This is a genomic window from Streptomyces sp. NPDC020845 (assembly GCF_044334165.1).
Taxonomy (GTDB): Bacteria; Actinomycetota; Actinomycetes; order Streptomycetales; family Streptomycetaceae; genus Streptomyces.
In genome coordinates this window covers 274,313-289,986 of sequence record NZ_JBIRSJ010000009.1, presented here as the reverse complement: position 1 = coordinate 289,986, position 15,674 = coordinate 274,313, and the positions used below count along the sequence as shown (strand labels likewise).

The window sequence follows — 15,674 nt, the reverse complement described above, 5'->3', positions numbered from 1 at the left end:
GAGCACCGGGACAACCAGGCGCGCGTGCCCAGGCAACCCAACGACAGGCTGCGCCTTCTTGCCCAACGCTCCCCCCGACGATGACCGCCTACACGCACTGACTCAGCCCCCGCGTGCGCTTCGAACGAGATTCTAAGCTTCCGCCTCCCCTTGCTCGTGGAGACACAACGTCGGCTGTGTGGATTTTGTTGGCTGCACGGTGAGTTGAGGAGTCGCTGCATCCGCCTTTATGGCACTTCGCCCCAACTGCCGTTTGCGCAAAGGGTCGCACACTCGATACATCAGCTCCCTCCGCAGGCGAGCGCCCGGATGCGAGAATACGCAGCCTGTGCTGCCCATCGGCCAGGGAACCAGCGTCAACGTTTGTCGGACGAGACGGTCCAGGCGATCATTGGGTGAGTGAGACAGGTTGAGGGGGAAGGAACCTGATTGCGTATCGGGCGGGGGCTCAAGGTCGGTGCCGCCATCTTCGTGATGAGCCCAGTCGCGCTGGGACTCCTCATCATCATCTTCTTGGTCATGTCCACGGATGATGAGGGCGACGGTGGCCGTCGTTCAGAACTGACATCAGGCGGGTTACGGATTGGTGAGGGTGCCGTCCCTGCCCAATACGCAAGCCTCATAGAGAAAGCCGCGAATGACTGTGACGCCGGTCTCTCCCCTGCGCTCCTGGCTGCTCAACTCATGCAGGAGTCCGGCTTCAACCCGCGGGCGGGCTCTCCGGCAGGCGCTCAGGGCATCGCCCAATTCATACCCGACACATGGGCTGTGGAAGGCTTCGATGCAAATGGGGACGGCAAGGCATCGGTCTGGGATCCCGAGGACGCCATCCCCTCTCAGGGCCGGATGATGTGCAAACTGATGAAATCAGCCAGGAAGCACCCGAATTACCGTGGGAGCCCCAGCGAGCTCGCGCTCGCCGGCTACAACGCGGGCTGGTTTCGTGTCGTTCAGTTCGAGGGCGTGCCACCCGAGTGGTGGGCCAAGGGCGAGACATACAACTATGTCCGCATCATCATGGCGAACGTGCCGAAGTTGACCGCCCCGGACGACTCCGCCACCGAGTCCGATTCGGCTTCCGGATGGGCGCTTCCGGTGAAAGCTCCTCTCGGCACCCCGTACCATCAGCGCGGCGGTATGTGGTCCAGCGGCTACCACACAGGCATCGACTTCCCGGTCCCTGTAGGCACGACCATCAAGACCGCCGGTCCAGGCACCGTCGTGTCCGCCGGCCCTGGGGGCCAGTACGGCAACCAAGTGATCATCAAGCACAGTGACGGTATGTACAGTCAGTACGCCCACCTGTCCTCACTGACGGTGTCAGCGGGTCAAAAGATCAGGGCTGGGCAGAAGATCGGCCTGTCGGGGGCCACCGGCAACGTAAGTGGCCCGCACCTGCACATGGAGATCCGCAGCAGCCCTGCCTACGGATCCGACATCGATCCACTCCCCTACCTGCGCCGACACGGCGTGAACATCTGACTCGGCGAGCTCGGGTCGATTGAAGAGGACAATGTCAGGTATCGAACGAGAGGCAAGCGTGCACGACGATCTCGCGTTCGCCCCCTGGGGCTTCGTGAGCCCGGACTTCTGGGCCACTGCCACTACAGAGGCTCCCCGTGCGACGGGGGCATCGCAGCGCGCGGCTGACCAGCCGGCATCTACTGCGTACCAGGCCGAACCACCTCAGCCACCAGAATTTCGTTCGCGTATCTCAGCCGTCACCATGGCGCTCAACAGCCCCGATGACAAGGAACAACTGACTCAGGCCGGCATCGAGTCGGAGAGGCTCGACCAGGAGATCACTGCCCGATATGGCGAGGCGCATCCCCACACCATCAACATTCGAGAACTGCGAGGATGGCTCGCGCTTCTCCTGGAGCAGCCCGGCGTAGCGACCCGCTGGCACCTGCATACTGTTGGGCTCCAGACCGAGGTCTGGGGCCCGACCCATCAGCTCACCCAGGGCTCTGCCCAGCGGGCCGTCCACGCCTGGCTGAAGATCGACGATCCCCAGGAAGGCGTCGTTCTCGGTCGAGAACTGCTGGCCATGCTTGCGGCCGTCCTTGGGGAGGACAGCGAGGTCACCCATCGGGCTCTGAGACGCCTGGAGAAGATGACGGCTCAGCCGTGATCACTTGCCGAGCGCCCCGACTCCGCGACCCCTCTCCGCCTCCTCGCCCTCTCGTACCCCGGACCGCGAACTGCCAGCGGGTCGGGGGCCATTGGGCGGGGCCAGGCTAAGCGCTCAGCGGGTCGACGGCCGTTTCGGTCGCGGCGGTCAGGTCGGGGTAGACGTCGAACAGCCGCCGCACGCCCAGGGCCGCGAGGACCCGGTGGACATGGGAGCCGTGGGCCTCTCCCTGCGGGGGCAGGATCAGCCGCAGCCGGCCGGAACAGGACCGCATCAGCCGCCGCGTCGCGATGAGGACGCCGACCCCGCTGGAGTCGCAGAAGCGCACCTCCTGGAGGTCGAGGACCAGCCGGTGGCGGCCCTCGGCCACCGCGTCGTGGACGTGCTGCCGGACCGCGGGGGAGGTCACCAGGTCCATCTCTCCTGAGACCTGGAGGACGACCCACTCCCCCCGCCGGCCCTCCATCACCTTCAACGTCACGCGCCCGAAGCCCTTCGCTCGCCCGCTAACCGGAATTGCCTGTTCCCCAGCGGCTGCCCGCCCGATGCCCCACCAAACACCCCCCGACAGAAGCCAGAGATGACGACCTTATGCCGTGCGGAAGCGTTTCGTCGCGGGATTCGTGCGCAAAGTGACGGGCCCAATACCATCCGCAGCCCCACCGTGCCGCACTTTGCCGCATGGGGGCGTGTTGTGTCACCCCCCGCACTACATTCGATATGACGGTGGCATCGGCCCCGAAGACCTGGAGCCGACGCCCGGACGACTCGAACACGAGGAATGGGGGCCGTATGGCGAACGACGCACCGCCCCGCTGGGATCGCAGGATGCAGCAGCGGCTGGCACGCGGCGAGGCCGCCGCGCTGGGCGAGTTGTACGACCGTTTCGCCTCCCTCGTCCACAATCTGGCCCACCGCGTACTCGAGGACGAGGAGGCCGCCGACCGCGTCACCCGCGAAGTGTTCGGCTACGCCTGGGAGAACCCGGACGCGTACGACCCCAAGCAGGGCACGCTGCGCTCCTGGATCGCCACACTCACCCACCGCCAGGCGGTGCACCGGCTCCGCGAGGCCGAGGCGCGCGCCGCCGCCCAACCGACCGGCGCCCAACCGACCGGCGACAACCGGGCCGGAGCGGACCGGGCCGGAGCGGACCGGGCCGGAGCGGACCGGGCCGGAGCGGACCCCGCGAGAGGCGGGGCGGGGCGCACCCAGGAGGACATCGAGGAGAGGATCCGCGAAGCCTCCGTGGCCGCCCGCGCCGACTACATCGTCACGTCCATGCCCGCCCCGCTGCGCGCCGCCCTCGAACTGGCCTACTTCGACCGCCGCGACTACCGCCAGGCCGCGGCCGAGCTCGGTGTGACGGAGGACGAGGCGAGACGCCGCCTCCGGCTGGGCCTGCAGCTGCTGTCGACGGCCAACGTCCCACCCCCGGACGCCGTTCCGCCTCCCGGTTACGGACGGGCGCTGTGAACAGGCCCGGTGACGGCGCCAGCGGCACCGACGGCCCGGGGCGCGGCGACGAGCCGCCCCTCGCGCCCGAGCCCGCCGACGCACCGCGCATACCCCCGCCGCGCCCGGCCGCCGAGGACAGCGGCCACTGGCCCACCCATTGGCGCCCGGCCCCCACCGCCGACCCCGGTCCCGTGTCCGGTCCCGCCCCCGACTCCGGTCCCGCGCCCGGTCCCGTGTCCGACGCCCCGTCCGGCCGCCCCGTGTCCGACGCCCCGTCCGTACCGGACCCGGAGCCCTTTGATCCGCCGCTCCTCTCCCACGCCGTGTTGAAGTCGCTGCTGGGCGCCTGGGCCCTGACCGCATGCCCACCCGAGGAGACCGCAGCTGTGGAGGCGCACCTCAACCACTGCACCCCGTGCGCCGAAGAGGCCCTGCGGCTGCGCGAGGCGGTCGGTCTGCTGCACACCGAGCAGAGCCTGGACCTCGACCCGTTGCTGCGCTCCCGCGTGCTGGCGGGCTGTCTGGGCCGCCGCCCGGCCCGTATCCCGGTGCCCGACTGGGCCGGGGTGTACGACGCGGAGGCCGCCCGGCTGGACGCGCTGCTGCGCGACATGGGCGAGGCGGAGTGGAGAGCGCCGGTGCGGCTCAGATGGTTCGACGGGGAGCGGCTGGTGGGGCGGGACACCACCGTCGCCGGGGTGATGGGCCACCTGATGGTGGTCGACGGCATCCTCGCCGCGTCCCTCGGGCTGCCCGATCCGCTCGGCGCCCACGCGCCGGGCTCCCCGGCGGACCGTACGGAGGCGTACTGGCGCGGCGTGCCCGCGCGGGGGGCAAAAGCCGCCGGGGAGCCGGGGGCGGTGCGCGAGCCGTGGCGGGAGCAGGGCCATGCGCTGGTGCGGACCGTGTCCTTCGCCGGCCGCGGCGTACGCGATCTCTCCGTGCCGTACGGGGACTTCTCGCTGCCCATACGCGACTCGTTCCTCGACCGCGCCTTCGAGTGCTGGGTGCACGCCGGGGACATCGCCGAGGCGATCGACTACCCGTACGAGCCGCCCGCCTCGGCCCATCTGCGGCCCATGGTCGACCTGTGCGCCCGGCTGCTGCCCGACGCCCTCGCGGAGCGCCGCCGGGCCGGGCTCGCGGGGCCGCCCCGGCGGCTGGTCGAGGCCGGCGCGCCGGGCCGTACGCTCCATCTGGAGGTCGAGGGCAGCGGCGACTGGTACATCCCGCTGGACTCCCCCGCCGCACAGCCCTCCCCGGAGGATGCGGTGGCTCATATCGCGCTCGACCGCGAGGCCTTCTACCAGCTGGCGGCCGGGCATGTGCCGCCCCAGGAGGCGGCCGCCGGACAGCTCGGCGACCCGGAGGCGATCCGCGACGTCCTCTTCGCGACGGCGTCCCTGTCGCGTCTATGAGCCCCCGGGTACAGGCTCAGGCGAACACCACGGTCCGGTGGCCGTTGAGCAGCACCCGCCGCTCGCTGTGCCACTTCACCGCCCGCGCCAGCGCCTGGCACTCCACATCGCGCCCCACCGCGACCAGCTGGTCCGGGGTGAGCTCATGGCCCACCCGCTCGACCTCCTGCTCGATGATCGGTCCCTCGTCCAGGTCCGCCGTCACATAGTGGGCCGTCGCGCCGATCAGCTTCACGCCGCGGGCGTGCGCCTGGTGGTACGGCTTGGCGCCCTTGAAGCTCGGCAGGAAGGAGTGGTGGATGTTGATGATGCGTCCCGCCAGCCGCTTGCACAGGTCGTCCGAGAGCACCTGCATATAGCGGGCCAGGACCACCAGCTCCACCTTCTCGGCCTCCACCAGCTCCAGCAGCTCCGCCTCCGCCTGGGCCTTGTTCTCCTTCGTCACCGGGATGTGCCGGAAGGGGACCCCGTACGAGCCGACCAGCTCCGCGAAGTCGGTGTGGTTGGAGACCACCGCCGCGATCTCGACGGGCAGCGCCCCGATCCGCGAGCGGAAGAGCAGGTCGTTCAGGCAGTGGCCGAACTTGCTGACCAGCAGCACGACGCGCATCTTCTCGGCGGCCGGGTGGATCTGCCAGTCCATCTGGAAGGACTCGCCGACCGCCGCGAAGCTCGCCCGCAGGTCCTCCACCCGCACCGGCGAGACCGCCCGGAAGTGCACCCGCATGAAGAAGAGCCCGGTGTCGCGGTCGCCGAACTGCTGACTGTCCTCGATGTTGCAGCCGGTCATGAAGAGGTAACTCGACACGGCGTGCACGATGCCCTGCTTGTCCGGGCAGGACAGGGTGAGGATGTACTGGTCGGCGGCGGCGGAATGCGACTGGCTCATGACTCCATAGCGTCGCACACCCCGTGCGGATCCCTAGACCGCGTTGGTCATGATCGCCAGCACTTCGAGGGTGTGCGGGGGCAGGTCGGGGTCCTCACCGTCGTTGGCCGCGAGCCGCACATGCGCCTCGCGCGCCGCCCGGACCGCCTCCGGCCACCCGTGGTGCTCCAGGTAGGCAGCGACCTGGGCGTCCGCGCCCACCTGGTGCATGATCCGCAGCACTCTGAGGACGGCGACGTCGACGAGCGCCGCCTCCTGCGAGTCGCGGAAGATCGTGCCGACGTACTTCTCGGCCGACCAGTTGTCCAGCCAGGTGTCCTCCACCAGCCGGTACACGGCGTCGGTGACGTCCCCGTATCCGTCCCGGCCCGCCAGCCAGCACTCCTGCTGGAAGACGGGATCAGAGAGCATATGCAGCGCTGAGCGCACATTGCTGCGCCAGCGCCACCACGGCATGTCATTGACAGGCATGCCGCCCATGGTGGTCGAGCGACGGCCGCGACGGGAAGACTTCTCCGAACCTTGCACGGGAATCGATCGTACGTTCTTCGCGGGCACACATGCACCGACCCCCGTAATTCACCCTCTCGTCACTTTCTCGTCATTTGTGATAGCCGCCCCGTTACGAGCGGAACGCCACGCTCACATGCCATGACCGGATGGCGACTTTTCTCCCCACGCCCGTGGCTGGCGGCCGCGCTCTGTGCTGCGGTCGGGGCGGGGACGCTGGCCGGCTGCGGCGCGCTGTCCGGGGCGGGATCCGAGGACCCCGTCACCGTCATGACCTGGGCGCCCGAGAACACCAAAGCGACCAATATGCCCGAGATGCCCGCGATGGCGAAGGCGTACGCCCGCTGGGTCAACGACAACGGCGGCATTCACGGCCGCAAGCTCAAGGTGCTCACCTGCAACGAGCGCAACGACCCCTCGGAGGCGGCCCGCTGCGCCCGGCGCGCCGCGGATGAGAACGTCGTCGCGGTCGTCGGCTCGTACAGCCAGTTCGGCCGCTACTTCATTTCCGCCCTGGAGGGCTCGGGCATCCCCTATATCGGCGGATACGGGCTGACGCAGGAGGAGTTCGACAGCCCGTACTCCTACCCGGTCAACGGCGGCCAGGCCGCCCTGCTGGCCGGGAACGGACGGCAGCTGGCCTCCGTATGCCGCCGCGTCTCCCTCGTCCGCCCCGACACCATCGCGGGCGACGAGCTGCCCGAACTCCTCGACGCGGGCCTGACGGCCGGCAAGCGCCGCGCCGCCACCGACGTACGGGCCCCCGAGGACGCCGGCGACTATATGCGGCAGGCCCGCACCGCCCTGAACGGCGTGGGCGCCGAGACCGCCCTGGGCGGCGCCGCGCAGGGCGCCGAGCTGCCCGACTCCTGTGTGACCGCGGCGCTGGGAGAGCGCACCGGCACCTTCTTCGACTCCTTCCGGCGGCTCCAGGAGGACCACCCGAAGGTACGGATAGCCTCCGTGCTCGGCAGCGTCCGCCAGTCCCTCGTGGACAGCACCGGCGGCCGCGAGAGCCCGCTGGAGGGCGCGTACGCCACCGGCTGGTACCCGGCCGCGGACGATCCGCGCTGGGCGCCCATGAAGAAGGTCATCAAGGACTACGCCTTCGAAGACGCCCGTATCGACGCGGAGGACCCCGGCACCCAGACCACCTGGATCGCCTACACCGTGCTGCGGTCGGTCCTGAACTCCCTGAAGGCCGACGACATCAGCGCCCGCTCCATCCGGCGCGAACTGGACAACGGCCACGCGGTCAACACCGGGGGCCTCACCCCGGAACTCCGCTGGGGCTACAAGGACGCGCTGTCCATCCACGGCTACCCGCGCATGGTGAACGCGGACGTGACCTACCAGGTGGTGCGGGACGGGCGGCTGGTCGCGGTCCGCAAGGGGTTCGTGGACGTCTCGACGACGCTCCGGCGGTACGCCAAGGCGGACTGAGATTTTCCCCTGAAGCTGAGCTATTGCGACACCTTCAGCCGTCCGAAGGCGCCCTTGCAAACGAAAATCACCGTTGACACAGTGTCACCTGATCGCCACCTTTCGAGGAGACACTCATGCGCTTTCGGAAAGTTCGATCAATGGGTCTGGCGTCCGCGTTATTGGGGTCCTTGATGGCCCTCGCACTCCCGGGTACGGCAGAGGCCGGAACCCAGGACTACGCGGCCGTCTTCACCTACAACGGCCACGCCGTCAACGTGCGGGACGAAGCCACCACCAGCTCAGCCAAGATCGGGAGCATTCCCGCCGCCGACTCGTGGCCGTGTTTCACGAGCAGCGGCTGCTACACCAAAGCTGGTGGCTCTTACACCTGCTGGAGCGGCGGCCCCTCGGGCAACCGGTGGGTGAAAGTGGCTTGGGGGGACTTCTACGGCTGGGTCCCGCAATCCTGCGTGAGGATCGGCCGGGCCTAGGGACAGGCCCTAGCGCCCGGCACAGTCCACAGAGCGCGCGGCAACCGGTCGCCGCCAAGATTTGGCAGACGGTCGCCTCATCCGCACTGGAGTGGACGGCGGACGATGTCGCAGCCGCCGTCGCCGCCTTCCTGAAGCGGCTTCCGGAGGGCGACCGGGCGGTCGGCTGAGCCGGTCGCCGCCGCGCCCGTCGCCGGGCGCCGGGCGATTGCCCGCAGCCCAGCGTTCGTCAGAGTTGAGCAGCCTGCCGCTTCTGCAATCCATACTGTGCGGCTATCTCGTTCCACAGAACCACGGCCTCCCCCTTCGCCTTCGAGGCGTTGGTGCTGGCGAGATCACCTGCCCGTTTCTTGGGGGTGGCACGGGCCTGGCCCTTGTGACAGCCCTTCTTGCCGCCGACCTGGTCGGCCCAGGCCGCGTACTGGTTGTCGGCCGTGGCGGAGGACTGCCATGCCTTGGTCAGCGACGAGGTCAGCTGGGCGTTCTTCGGCAGCTTGTCGACGGAGATCTTGCCGAGTCGGGTCACCAGGTCGGTGCGCTGCCCGGCGGCGGTGCGCAGGTTCGTGGCCGCGGTGGACAGGTTCTTGCAGGTCTTGATGTCCTCCACGGCCTTGATCACCGCCGCCCGGCTGTTGTTGCTGTCCGCGAGCAGCGCGTCGAGCGCCTTGGCCTGCGCTTCGGCTGGGTCGGCCGCCTTGGTCTTGTTGTCGACCTTGGGGTCCGGCGTCTGGCTCTCCTCGGCCTTCGTGTCCTTCTTGTCGTCGTCGCCCCCGGCGCTGAGCGCCGCTCCGGCGGCGAGGCCGGCGATGGCGCAGACCCCGACGACGATGCCGATGAGGACGGCGGGCGACATACGGCGACGGCCGCCGCCTCGCCTGCCCGGCCCATCGCCCTCGGGGGCGGGCGGGCCGGGCATCGGGCCCTGGTCGCTGAACTGGGGCAGCTGCTGGGTCGAGTCCGCCCCTGCGGCGGGCTCGCCGTCGGCACGGAACAGGCCGTCGAACTCCGACGGCGGCTGCCGGTCGCCCGGCATACCGGGCCGGATCGCGTACGGCGCGGGGCCGCCCGGCTGAGGGGCGCCGTGGCCCTGCTGCCGGGGCGGCGGCCCGGCCGCCGGGATCGGCCCGGGGAGGACCTGCGTCTCCTCGGCGGCGCCAGGAGCCGGCTGGCCCGGGGCGGCCTGCGGGGCGCCGTGGCGGGCGCGTCCGGGGCGGACCGCCCGCAGAACGGTGGTGGACTCTTTGTCCGATTCGGGCTGCGTTTGAGGGTGACCGGACCGGTTCTCCGGCGGCAGCGGCGTGCTCGCGGGGGCCTGGCCGGCGGGGGCCTGGGCGGGGTCCGGGCCCGGGGCGGCATGCGCGGGGGGAGCGGTGGGGGCCGCGCCCTCGGGCGGCAGCGGCATCGCGCCGGGCGCCTGTCCGGCAACGGGCGGTATGTACTGAGTCGCCTCGGAGTCGGCCGCGGGCGGCCCGGGGAAGCCGGGCTGCGGCGGCAGCATCTGGGTCTCGGCGGCGGGTCCGGCGCCTCCGGCGAAGGGCTGCGCCTGTCTGTCCGACGCCGGCGGCCCCCCTTGCGGCTGAGGCGGCATCGGCGGCTGGCCCTGCGGCATCGGCGGCTGGCCCTGCGGCTGCGGCCGCTGCCCTTGCGCGGGCGGCCAGCCCTGCTGGGCGTACGGCTGCCCCTGGGCGGGCATCGGCGCACCCTGCGGCCGGCCGTACGGAGCGCCGTGCGGCGCGGCGGGACCGGCGGGCAGGCCGTTCTGCGGCGCGCCGGCGGGGGGCGGGCTCAGCGGGGCGCCGCCCTGGAAGCCGTGCTGTGGCGCGTTCTGCGGGACGCTCTGCGGGGCGTGCTGGGGAACGTTCTGCTCGCCGTTCTGCGGCCAGCCCTGCTGCGCCGGGGCCGCGGCGTCCCCCTGAGGCTGCGGCAGCGGCTGAGGCCGCACCGGCGCACCCGGCTGCCCGGGGGCCTGCGGTTCGGTCTGAGGCGCACCCTGCGGACCCCACGGCTGTCCCCAAGCCTGGCCACCGGCCGGGGCCGCCTGGTGCTGGTCGTGGGCCCGCTGATCGCCCTGAGCGGGCAGCACGACACCCTCGCGCACGGGCTGCGTGGGCTGCGCGGGCGGGACCGCAGGCAGCTGCGGCTCGTTCCCCTGTCCGCTCTGCGTCACCGGGACTCCTTGGCTATACGACTTACGGAATCAACGGCTCACGCTACCGGGTCCCCGGACAGTGCGGTGCCCGGCGGCCCTGGGGAGAACGAGACACTTGTCACCCGTCTCAGGCGGCCTGGACCTCCAACCGCGCCCCGAATTCCCGCACCACCGGCTCGTCCCGATACGGCTCGAGCCGCTGCTGGAAGTCGTCCAGATACTCCACCCCCCGGTTGGAGCGCAGGGATCCGAGCAGTTCGACCGCCTGGGTCCCGGTGTGACAGGCCTGTTCCACATCGCGCTGCTGCACATGCGCCGTGGCCAGCAGCAACAGCCCGATCGCCCGCCGCCGCACCCGGCTGTCCGGATGGCCTTCCAGGGCCTCCTCCGCGCGGCGCCTGGCGGGCTCGGCCTGGCCGAGGTCGCGATGGCAGTGGGCCAACTCGTCCGCCAGATAGGCGTGGTCGAAATGGCGGATCCAGCCGGGGTCGTCGCCGGTCTCGCCCCCGCTGCCCGCCGCCCGCTCCATGGCGTCGAGCGCACGGCCCGCCGCGACCTGGCAGGCGCGCCCGTCGCCGAGCAGCGCATGGCCGCGGGCCTCGGCGGCGAGGAACAGCGATTCGGCGCGCGGCGGCACCTGTCCGCGCGCGCCTTCCTGCGCGGCCTTCGCCAACTGGGCGATCTCCCGCGGGTTCCCGAGCTGCGCGGCGAGATGGCTCATGCTCGCGGCGAGCACATAGCCGCCGTAACCCCGGTCCCCGGCGGCCTGGGCCAGCCGCAGCGCCTGGATGTAGTAGCGCTGGGCGAGCCCCGACTGGCCGGTGTCGACCGCCATATAGCCGGCCAGCTCGGTCAGCCTGGCGACGGCGGCGAACAGTTCGCGCCCGACCGATTCGCGGTAGGAGCCGGCCAGCAGCCCGGAGACCACGCTGTTGAGGTAGTGGACGACGACGGGGCGCACATGGCCGCTCCCGTACCGGTGGTCGAGCTCGATGAGCGCGTCGGTGGTCGCCCGCACCGCCGCCACGTCGGACCTGCCGACCTTCGCCCCGGCCGTCCGCGCGACCTGGGAGTCCGCGCCGGTGATCAGCCAGTCGCGGCTGGGCTCCACCAGCGCCGAGGCCGCGACCGTCGAACCGCTCAGAAAGTCACGGCGCCCGACGTCGCTCCGCCACAACTCGCAGACCTGCTCTATCGCGCCGAGGACGGTGGGCGAGAACTGCAGCCCCACGCCCGAGGCGAGGTTCTTGCCGTTGGCCATGCCGATCTCGTCGATCGTGACCGTACGGCCGAGCTTGCGGCCGAGCGCCTCGGCGATGATGCCCGGGGCCCGGCCCCTCGGCTGCTGGCCACGCAGCCAGCGGGCGACCGAGGTCTTGTCGTAGCGCAGATCGAGGCCGTGCTCGGCGCCGCACATGTTGACCCTGCGCGCCAAGCCGGCGTTGGAACACGCGGCTTCCTGGATGAGCGCCTGCAGCCTCTCGTTCGGCTGCCGCGCCACAAGCGGCCTAGCGGCCATGGTCATACCCCCAGTGACTGCTGTGCGTTTACGGCGGATGCCGTCCCTGTTGATCACTGCCCCGCAGATATCGCGGATACGCCAGGCATGTGCGGAGAATGCAGGACTTGCCCGAATTGACCGCGATCGTGCGCGTACGGCGCCGACAGGAGTCCGGGACCGCACCACTGGAACACGGCACGGCCTACCGGACACTCGTACGCCCGTCACGCATGGTGGCTACCCGCTCACGCAGCCGCGTCCCCATGCGCGCCCCCGACCGTGCACCCATGCGCCCCACATGCCCGGAGCATGCTTCCTTTCTTCCCTTCAGTACTCGGCTCCGCCGGCACGGCGGGATGGGGCGTAACCCCCGCAGACCCCCGGAGTTGTGCTGGTCGTGGACGAGACCATGGACGTGACAAACGACGTGACTGACGATGTGACAGGGGCACCACAGATCCCCGAACAGCGCGGGGAGCGGCTGCGGGACGCCGCGGTGCGCTATGCGGAGGAGCGGCACTGGGACGTGCTCCCCGGCGCCTGGCTGGAGCCTGTGGGCGGCGCGGGCCAGTGGTGGGACCAATGCTGCTGCGGCGCGGCCGACTGCCCCTCCCCCGGCGCCCATCCGACCCGCGCCGACTGGGCGGACCAGGCGACCGGCAGCGCCGTCGTGGCGCGCCGGATGTGGGCCAGGGCGCCGCGCGCCTCGATCCTGCTGCCGACCGGGCGCACCTTCGACGCGCTGGACGTACCGGAGACGGCGGGCTGTCTGGCGCTGGCGCGGATGGAGCGCATGGATGTCGAACTCGGCCCGGTCACCTCCACCCCGGGGCGCCGGATGCTGTTCTTCGTCCTGCCGGGCGCCGCCGCCAAGATCCCGCACCTGGTACGGAACCAGGGCTGGCCGCCCTCGTCGATCGACCTGGTGGCACGCGGCGAGGGCGACTACGTGGTCGCGCCGCCCACCCGCGTGGGTCGGCACGGCTCCTCGGTCCAGTGGGCACGCCGCCCGACCGCCGCCAACCGCTGGCTCCCCGACGCCGAGGAGTTGGTCAGCGCCCTCGCCTACGCCTGCGGCCGCGAAGGGCGCTGAGGGCGCTGAGGGCGCTGAGGGCGCTGAGGGCGCTGAGGGCGCTGAGGGCGCTGAGGCGCGCCGGACGCGGCACCGGGGCGCGCCGAGGCCCGCCGGGCACCGGCGTCCGCGCCCCGTAAGCCCCTATCGTGGGCGGCGGACGGGGGCGTTGACCGGGCCTCCGCACGTTCGGAAAGGGGATCCGGTGGCAAAGGAGCCGGAGGAGAAGGGGAAGTCGGCCATACCGGCGGTGCTCGTACGGGGGCTGTGGAAGCGGTACGGGGAGCAGGTCGCCGTCGCCGGGATCGATCTGGAGCTGCCCGCAGGGCGGTTCATCGGACTGGTCGGGCCCAACGGCGCGGGCAAGACGACCACCTTGTCGATGGTGACCGGGCTGCTGCGGCCCGACTCCGGCACGGTCGAGGTCGGCGGGCACGACGTATGGCGGGACCCGGTCGCGGTGAAGGCCCGGATCGGGGTGCTGCCCGAGGGGCTGCGGCTGTTCGAGCGGCTGTCGGGCCGCGAACTCCTCGACTACACCGGGCGGCTGCGCGGACTGCCCGCCGACGAGGTCCACAAGCGCGCCACCCAGCTACTGGACGTGCTCGACCTCGCCGGAGCGCAGCACAAGCTGGTCGTCGACTACTCGACCGGTATGCGGAAGAAGATCGGCCTGGCCGCCGCGCTCCTCCACAATCCGGAAGTCCTCTTTCTGGACGAGCCCTTCGAGGGCGTGGACCCGGTGTCCGCGCAGACGATCCGCGGGGTGCTGGAGCGCTACACCCGCTCCGGCGCCACCGTCGTCTTCTCCAGCCATGTCATGGAGCTGGTGGAGTCGCTGTGCGACTGGGTCGCGGTGCTGGCTTCCGGCCGGATCCGGGCCCACGGCCCGCTGGCGGAGGTACGGGGCGCGGCGCCCTCGCTGCAGGACGCCTTCCTGGAACTGGTCGGCGCGAACGACCGGGCGGCCGGCCATGACCTCGACTGGCTGGGCGGCGGCGCCCGATGACCGCCACCGGCCCGCTCACCGCGCTCTTCGTCCGGCTCAAGCTGTCCCTGCTGCGCAACGGGCTGCGGCAGTCGGCCGGGCGCCGCGCCGCGTACGTGACCTCCGTCGTCGTCACGCTCCTCATCGCCGCGCTCCAGTTGCTCGGCCTGATCGCGCTGCGCGGCAACGACCACGCCGCCGCGCTGGTCACCCTCCTCGCCGCGGTCTTCGCCCTCGGCTGGGCCGTGATGCCGCTGTTCTTCCCCGGCGGCGACGAAACCCTCGACCCCACGCGGCTGGTGATGCTGCCGCTGCGGCCCCGCCCGCTGGTCGCCGCCCTGCTGGTGTCCTCGCTGATCGGCATCGGCCCGCTGTTCACCCTCACCCTCATCACCGGCTCGGTGATCGCCGTGGCGCACGGCGCGGCGGCCGCGGCGACGGGTGTGGTGGCCGCGGTGGTGGCGATGCTGCTGTGCGTGGCGCTGTCGCGGGCCGTCGCGACCGCCAACACCCGGCTGCTGACCAGCCGCCGAGGCCGCGATCTGGCCCTGCTCAGCGGCCTGTTCGTGGCGGTGGGCGCACAGCTGGTCAACGTAGGGGTGGGGCAGCTGTCCGGCGAGGACGGGCTGTCCTCTCTGGAGCCGGTGGCGGACGTACTGCGCTGGGTGCCGCCCGCCGCGGCGATCGACGCGGTCCAGGGCGTAGGCGACGGCTCGTACGGGACCGCGGCCGCCCAGCTCGCCCTGTCGGCGGGGCTGCTGGCGCTGCTGCTGTGGTGGTGGCAGCGCGGTCTGACCCACCTGATGACCTCACCGGACTCCTCGACCATCCAGGCAGCCGAGCCCAGCCGCAAGCGCCCCGGCTCGGCTGCCGCACGGCCCGCCCTGCACCGGCTGCTGCCCGAGAACCGCACCGGCACGGTCGTGCTGCGTACGCTGCGCTACGCCTGGCGGGACCCGAAGACCAAGTCCGCGTGGGTGACCTCGCTGGCCGTCGGCCTGCTGGTGCCGGTCGTCACCACGGTCCAGGGCGCCGGCAACGTCTACGCCTCCTGCTGGGCCGCCGGGCTGCTCGGCATGCAGATGTACAACCAGTTCGGGCAGGACTCCTCCGCCTTCTGGATGGTGGCGCAGACGATCTCCGCACCGCGCGACGCCTATCTGGAGCTGCGCGGGCGTGCACTGGCCCTCGCGCTGGTCGGCGTGCCCTACGTCACGCTGGCGGTGCTGGGCTCGGCCGCGCTCATGGACGAGTGGGCGGCGGTCCCCGACGCGCTCGGCCTCGCCCTGGCGCTGTTCGGCGCGCTGGTCGCGACCGGCGCCATGACCTCGGCCCTGTACCCGTACTCCATTCCGCAGGACAGCGGCTACAAGAACGTGGTGCCGGGGCAGGCGGGCCTGGCGTGGATCGGCATCCTCGGCGGGATGGTCACCGGCGCGGTGCTCTGCGCCCCGGTGCTGGCGGCGACGATCTGGATGCATACCTCCGGGGCGGACGACTGGTTGTGGCTGATGCTGCCGCTGGGCGCGGCGTACGGCGCCGGGGTCGCCCTGGGCGGCCTGCGGCTTGCCGCACCGCGGACGGCGGCGCGGCTGCCGGAGATCCTGGCGGCGGTCACGAAGGGCTGAGCCCGCGCCGC

General features: G+C 71.4%; 14 protein-coding genes. 9 read left to right on the top strand and 5 right to left on the bottom strand.

Features of this window, described 5'->3' with window-relative positions; translation table 11 throughout:
- Nucleotides 1-429: 429 nt before the first annotated feature.
- Together ACH4U7_RS24925 and ACH4U7_RS24920 are read left to right on the top strand one after the other, a co-directional pair.
- Complete coding sequence (locus ACH4U7_RS24925) at nucleotides 430-1,482, top strand: peptidoglycan DD-metalloendopeptidase family protein (protein ID WP_398530045.1); 1,053 nt, start codon at nucleotides 430-432, stop codon at nucleotides 1,480-1,482.
- Between the two features lie 244 nt (nucleotides 1,483-1,726).
- Nucleotides 1,727-2,134 (top strand): hypothetical protein, encoded by a 408-nt coding sequence (locus ACH4U7_RS24920; protein ID WP_398530044.1) that lies wholly within the window; start codon nucleotides 1,727-1,729, stop codon nucleotides 2,132-2,134.
- Nucleotides 2,135-2,240: 106 nt separating this feature from the next.
- Here the strand turns inward: ACH4U7_RS24920 and ACH4U7_RS24915 are convergent, their stop codons facing one another.
- On the bottom strand, nucleotides 2,241-2,600 hold the full coding sequence (locus tag ACH4U7_RS24915) for an STAS domain-containing protein (protein ID WP_398530238.1): 360 nt from the start codon (nucleotides 2,598-2,600) through the stop codon (nucleotides 2,241-2,243).
- A gap of 326 nt (nucleotides 2,601-2,926) precedes the next feature.
- Here ACH4U7_RS24915 and ACH4U7_RS24910 point away from each other — a divergent pair, with 326 nt between their 5' ends.
- Nucleotides 2,927-3,610 (top strand): sigma-70 family RNA polymerase sigma factor, encoded by a 684-nt coding sequence (locus ACH4U7_RS24910; protein ID WP_398530043.1) that lies wholly within the window; start codon nucleotides 2,927-2,929, stop codon nucleotides 3,608-3,610.
- Complete coding sequence (locus ACH4U7_RS24905) at nucleotides 3,607-5,010, top strand: zf-HC2 domain-containing protein (protein ID WP_398530042.1); 1,404 nt, start codon at nucleotides 3,607-3,609, stop codon at nucleotides 5,008-5,010. Before ACH4U7_RS24910 ends, ACH4U7_RS24905 begins: the two co-directional genes overlap by 4 nt.
- Before the next feature lie 16 nt (nucleotides 5,011-5,026).
- Here ACH4U7_RS24905 and purU read toward each other — a convergent pair whose 3' ends face one another.
- Nucleotides 5,027-5,899 carry a formyltetrahydrofolate deformylase gene (purU, locus tag ACH4U7_RS24900; protein WP_358629802.1) on the bottom strand — a complete coding sequence of 291 codons (873 nt, stop codon included), beginning with the start codon at nucleotides 5,897-5,899 and terminating at the stop codon, nucleotides 5,027-5,029.
- Between the two features lie 33 nt (nucleotides 5,900-5,932).
- Nucleotides 5,933-6,379: a hypothetical protein gene (locus ACH4U7_RS24895; protein WP_385627814.1), complete on the bottom strand. Its 447-nt coding sequence runs from the start codon at nucleotides 6,377-6,379 to the stop codon at nucleotides 5,933-5,935.
- Nucleotides 6,380-6,550: 171 nt separating this feature from the next.
- Here ACH4U7_RS24895 and ACH4U7_RS24890 point away from each other — a divergent pair, with 171 nt between their 5' ends.
- Nucleotides 6,551-7,852, top strand: a complete 1,302-nt coding sequence (locus tag ACH4U7_RS24890) for an ABC transporter substrate-binding protein (protein WP_398530041.1) — start codon at nucleotides 6,551-6,553, stop codon at nucleotides 7,850-7,852.
- A gap of 173 nt (nucleotides 7,853-8,025) precedes the next feature.
- Nucleotides 8,026-8,325: a hypothetical protein gene (locus tag ACH4U7_RS24885; RefSeq protein WP_358629811.1), complete on the top strand. Its 300-nt coding sequence runs from the start codon at nucleotides 8,026-8,028 to the stop codon at nucleotides 8,323-8,325.
- A gap of 229 nt (nucleotides 8,326-8,554) precedes the next feature.
- Here the strand turns inward: ACH4U7_RS24885 and ACH4U7_RS24880 are convergent, their stop codons facing one another.
- Nucleotides 8,555-10,492, bottom strand: a complete 1,938-nt coding sequence (locus ACH4U7_RS24880) for a hypothetical protein (protein WP_398530040.1) — start codon at nucleotides 10,490-10,492, stop codon at nucleotides 8,555-8,557.
- A gap of 109 nt (nucleotides 10,493-10,601) precedes the next feature.
- Nucleotides 10,602-11,993: a transcriptional regulator gene (locus ACH4U7_RS24875; RefSeq protein ID WP_398530039.1), complete on the bottom strand. Its 1,392-nt coding sequence runs from the start codon at nucleotides 11,991-11,993 to the stop codon at nucleotides 10,602-10,604.
- Nucleotides 11,994-12,384: 391 nt separating this feature from the next.
- On the opposite strand from ACH4U7_RS24875, the gene ACH4U7_RS24870 reads away from it, so the two are divergent.
- From ACH4U7_RS24870 to ACH4U7_RS24860, 3 genes are all read left to right on the top strand, one after another.
- On the top strand, nucleotides 12,385-13,068 hold the full coding sequence (locus ACH4U7_RS24870; RefSeq protein WP_398530038.1) for a bifunctional DNA primase/polymerase: 684 nt from the start codon (nucleotides 12,385-12,387) through the stop codon (nucleotides 13,066-13,068).
- Between the two features lie 184 nt (nucleotides 13,069-13,252).
- Entirely contained in the window at nucleotides 13,253-14,056 is an 804-nt protein-coding gene (locus ACH4U7_RS24865) for an ABC transporter ATP-binding protein (protein WP_398530037.1), read from the top strand.
- Complete coding sequence (locus tag ACH4U7_RS24860; protein WP_398530036.1) at nucleotides 14,053-15,663, top strand: transporter; 1,611 nt, start codon at nucleotides 14,053-14,055, stop codon at nucleotides 15,661-15,663. The genes ACH4U7_RS24865 and ACH4U7_RS24860 overlap by 4 nt, the downstream gene beginning before the upstream one ends.
- Nucleotides 15,664-15,674: the final 11 nt, after the last annotated feature.

Bases quoted from the DNA above. Each gene is read 5' to 3' on its own strand.
- ACH4U7_RS24920 (WP_398530044.1), top strand. From the start codon at position 1,727: ATGGCGCTCAACAGCCCCGATGACAAGGAACAACTGACTCAGGCCGGC.
- ACH4U7_RS24915 (WP_398530238.1), bottom strand. From the start codon at position 2,600: ATGGAGGGCCGGCGGGGGGAGTGGGTCGTCCTCCAGGTCTCAGGAGAG.
- ACH4U7_RS24910 (WP_398530043.1), top strand. From the start codon at position 2,927: ATGGCGAACGACGCACCGCCCCGCTGGGATCGCAGGATGCAGCAGCGG.
- purU (WP_358629802.1), bottom strand. From the start codon at position 5,899: ATGAGCCAGTCGCATTCCGCCGCCGCCGACCAGTACATCCTCACCCTG.
- ACH4U7_RS24895 (WP_385627814.1), bottom strand. From the start codon at position 6,379: ATGGGCGGCATGCCTGTCAATGACATGCCGTGGTGGCGCTGGCGCAGC.
- ACH4U7_RS24890 (WP_398530041.1), top strand. From the start codon at position 6,551: ATGACCGGATGGCGACTTTTCTCCCCACGCCCGTGGCTGGCGGCCGCG.
- ACH4U7_RS24885 (WP_358629811.1), top strand. From the start codon at position 8,026: ATGGCCCTCGCACTCCCGGGTACGGCAGAGGCCGGAACCCAGGACTAC.
- ACH4U7_RS24875 (WP_398530039.1), bottom strand. From the start codon at position 11,993: ATGGCCGCTAGGCCGCTTGTGGCGCGGCAGCCGAACGAGAGGCTGCAG.
- ACH4U7_RS24870 (WP_398530038.1), top strand. From the start codon at position 12,385: ATGGACGTGACAAACGACGTGACTGACGATGTGACAGGGGCACCACAG.
- ACH4U7_RS24860 (WP_398530036.1), top strand. From the start codon at position 14,053: ATGACCGCCACCGGCCCGCTCACCGCGCTCTTCGTCCGGCTCAAGCTG.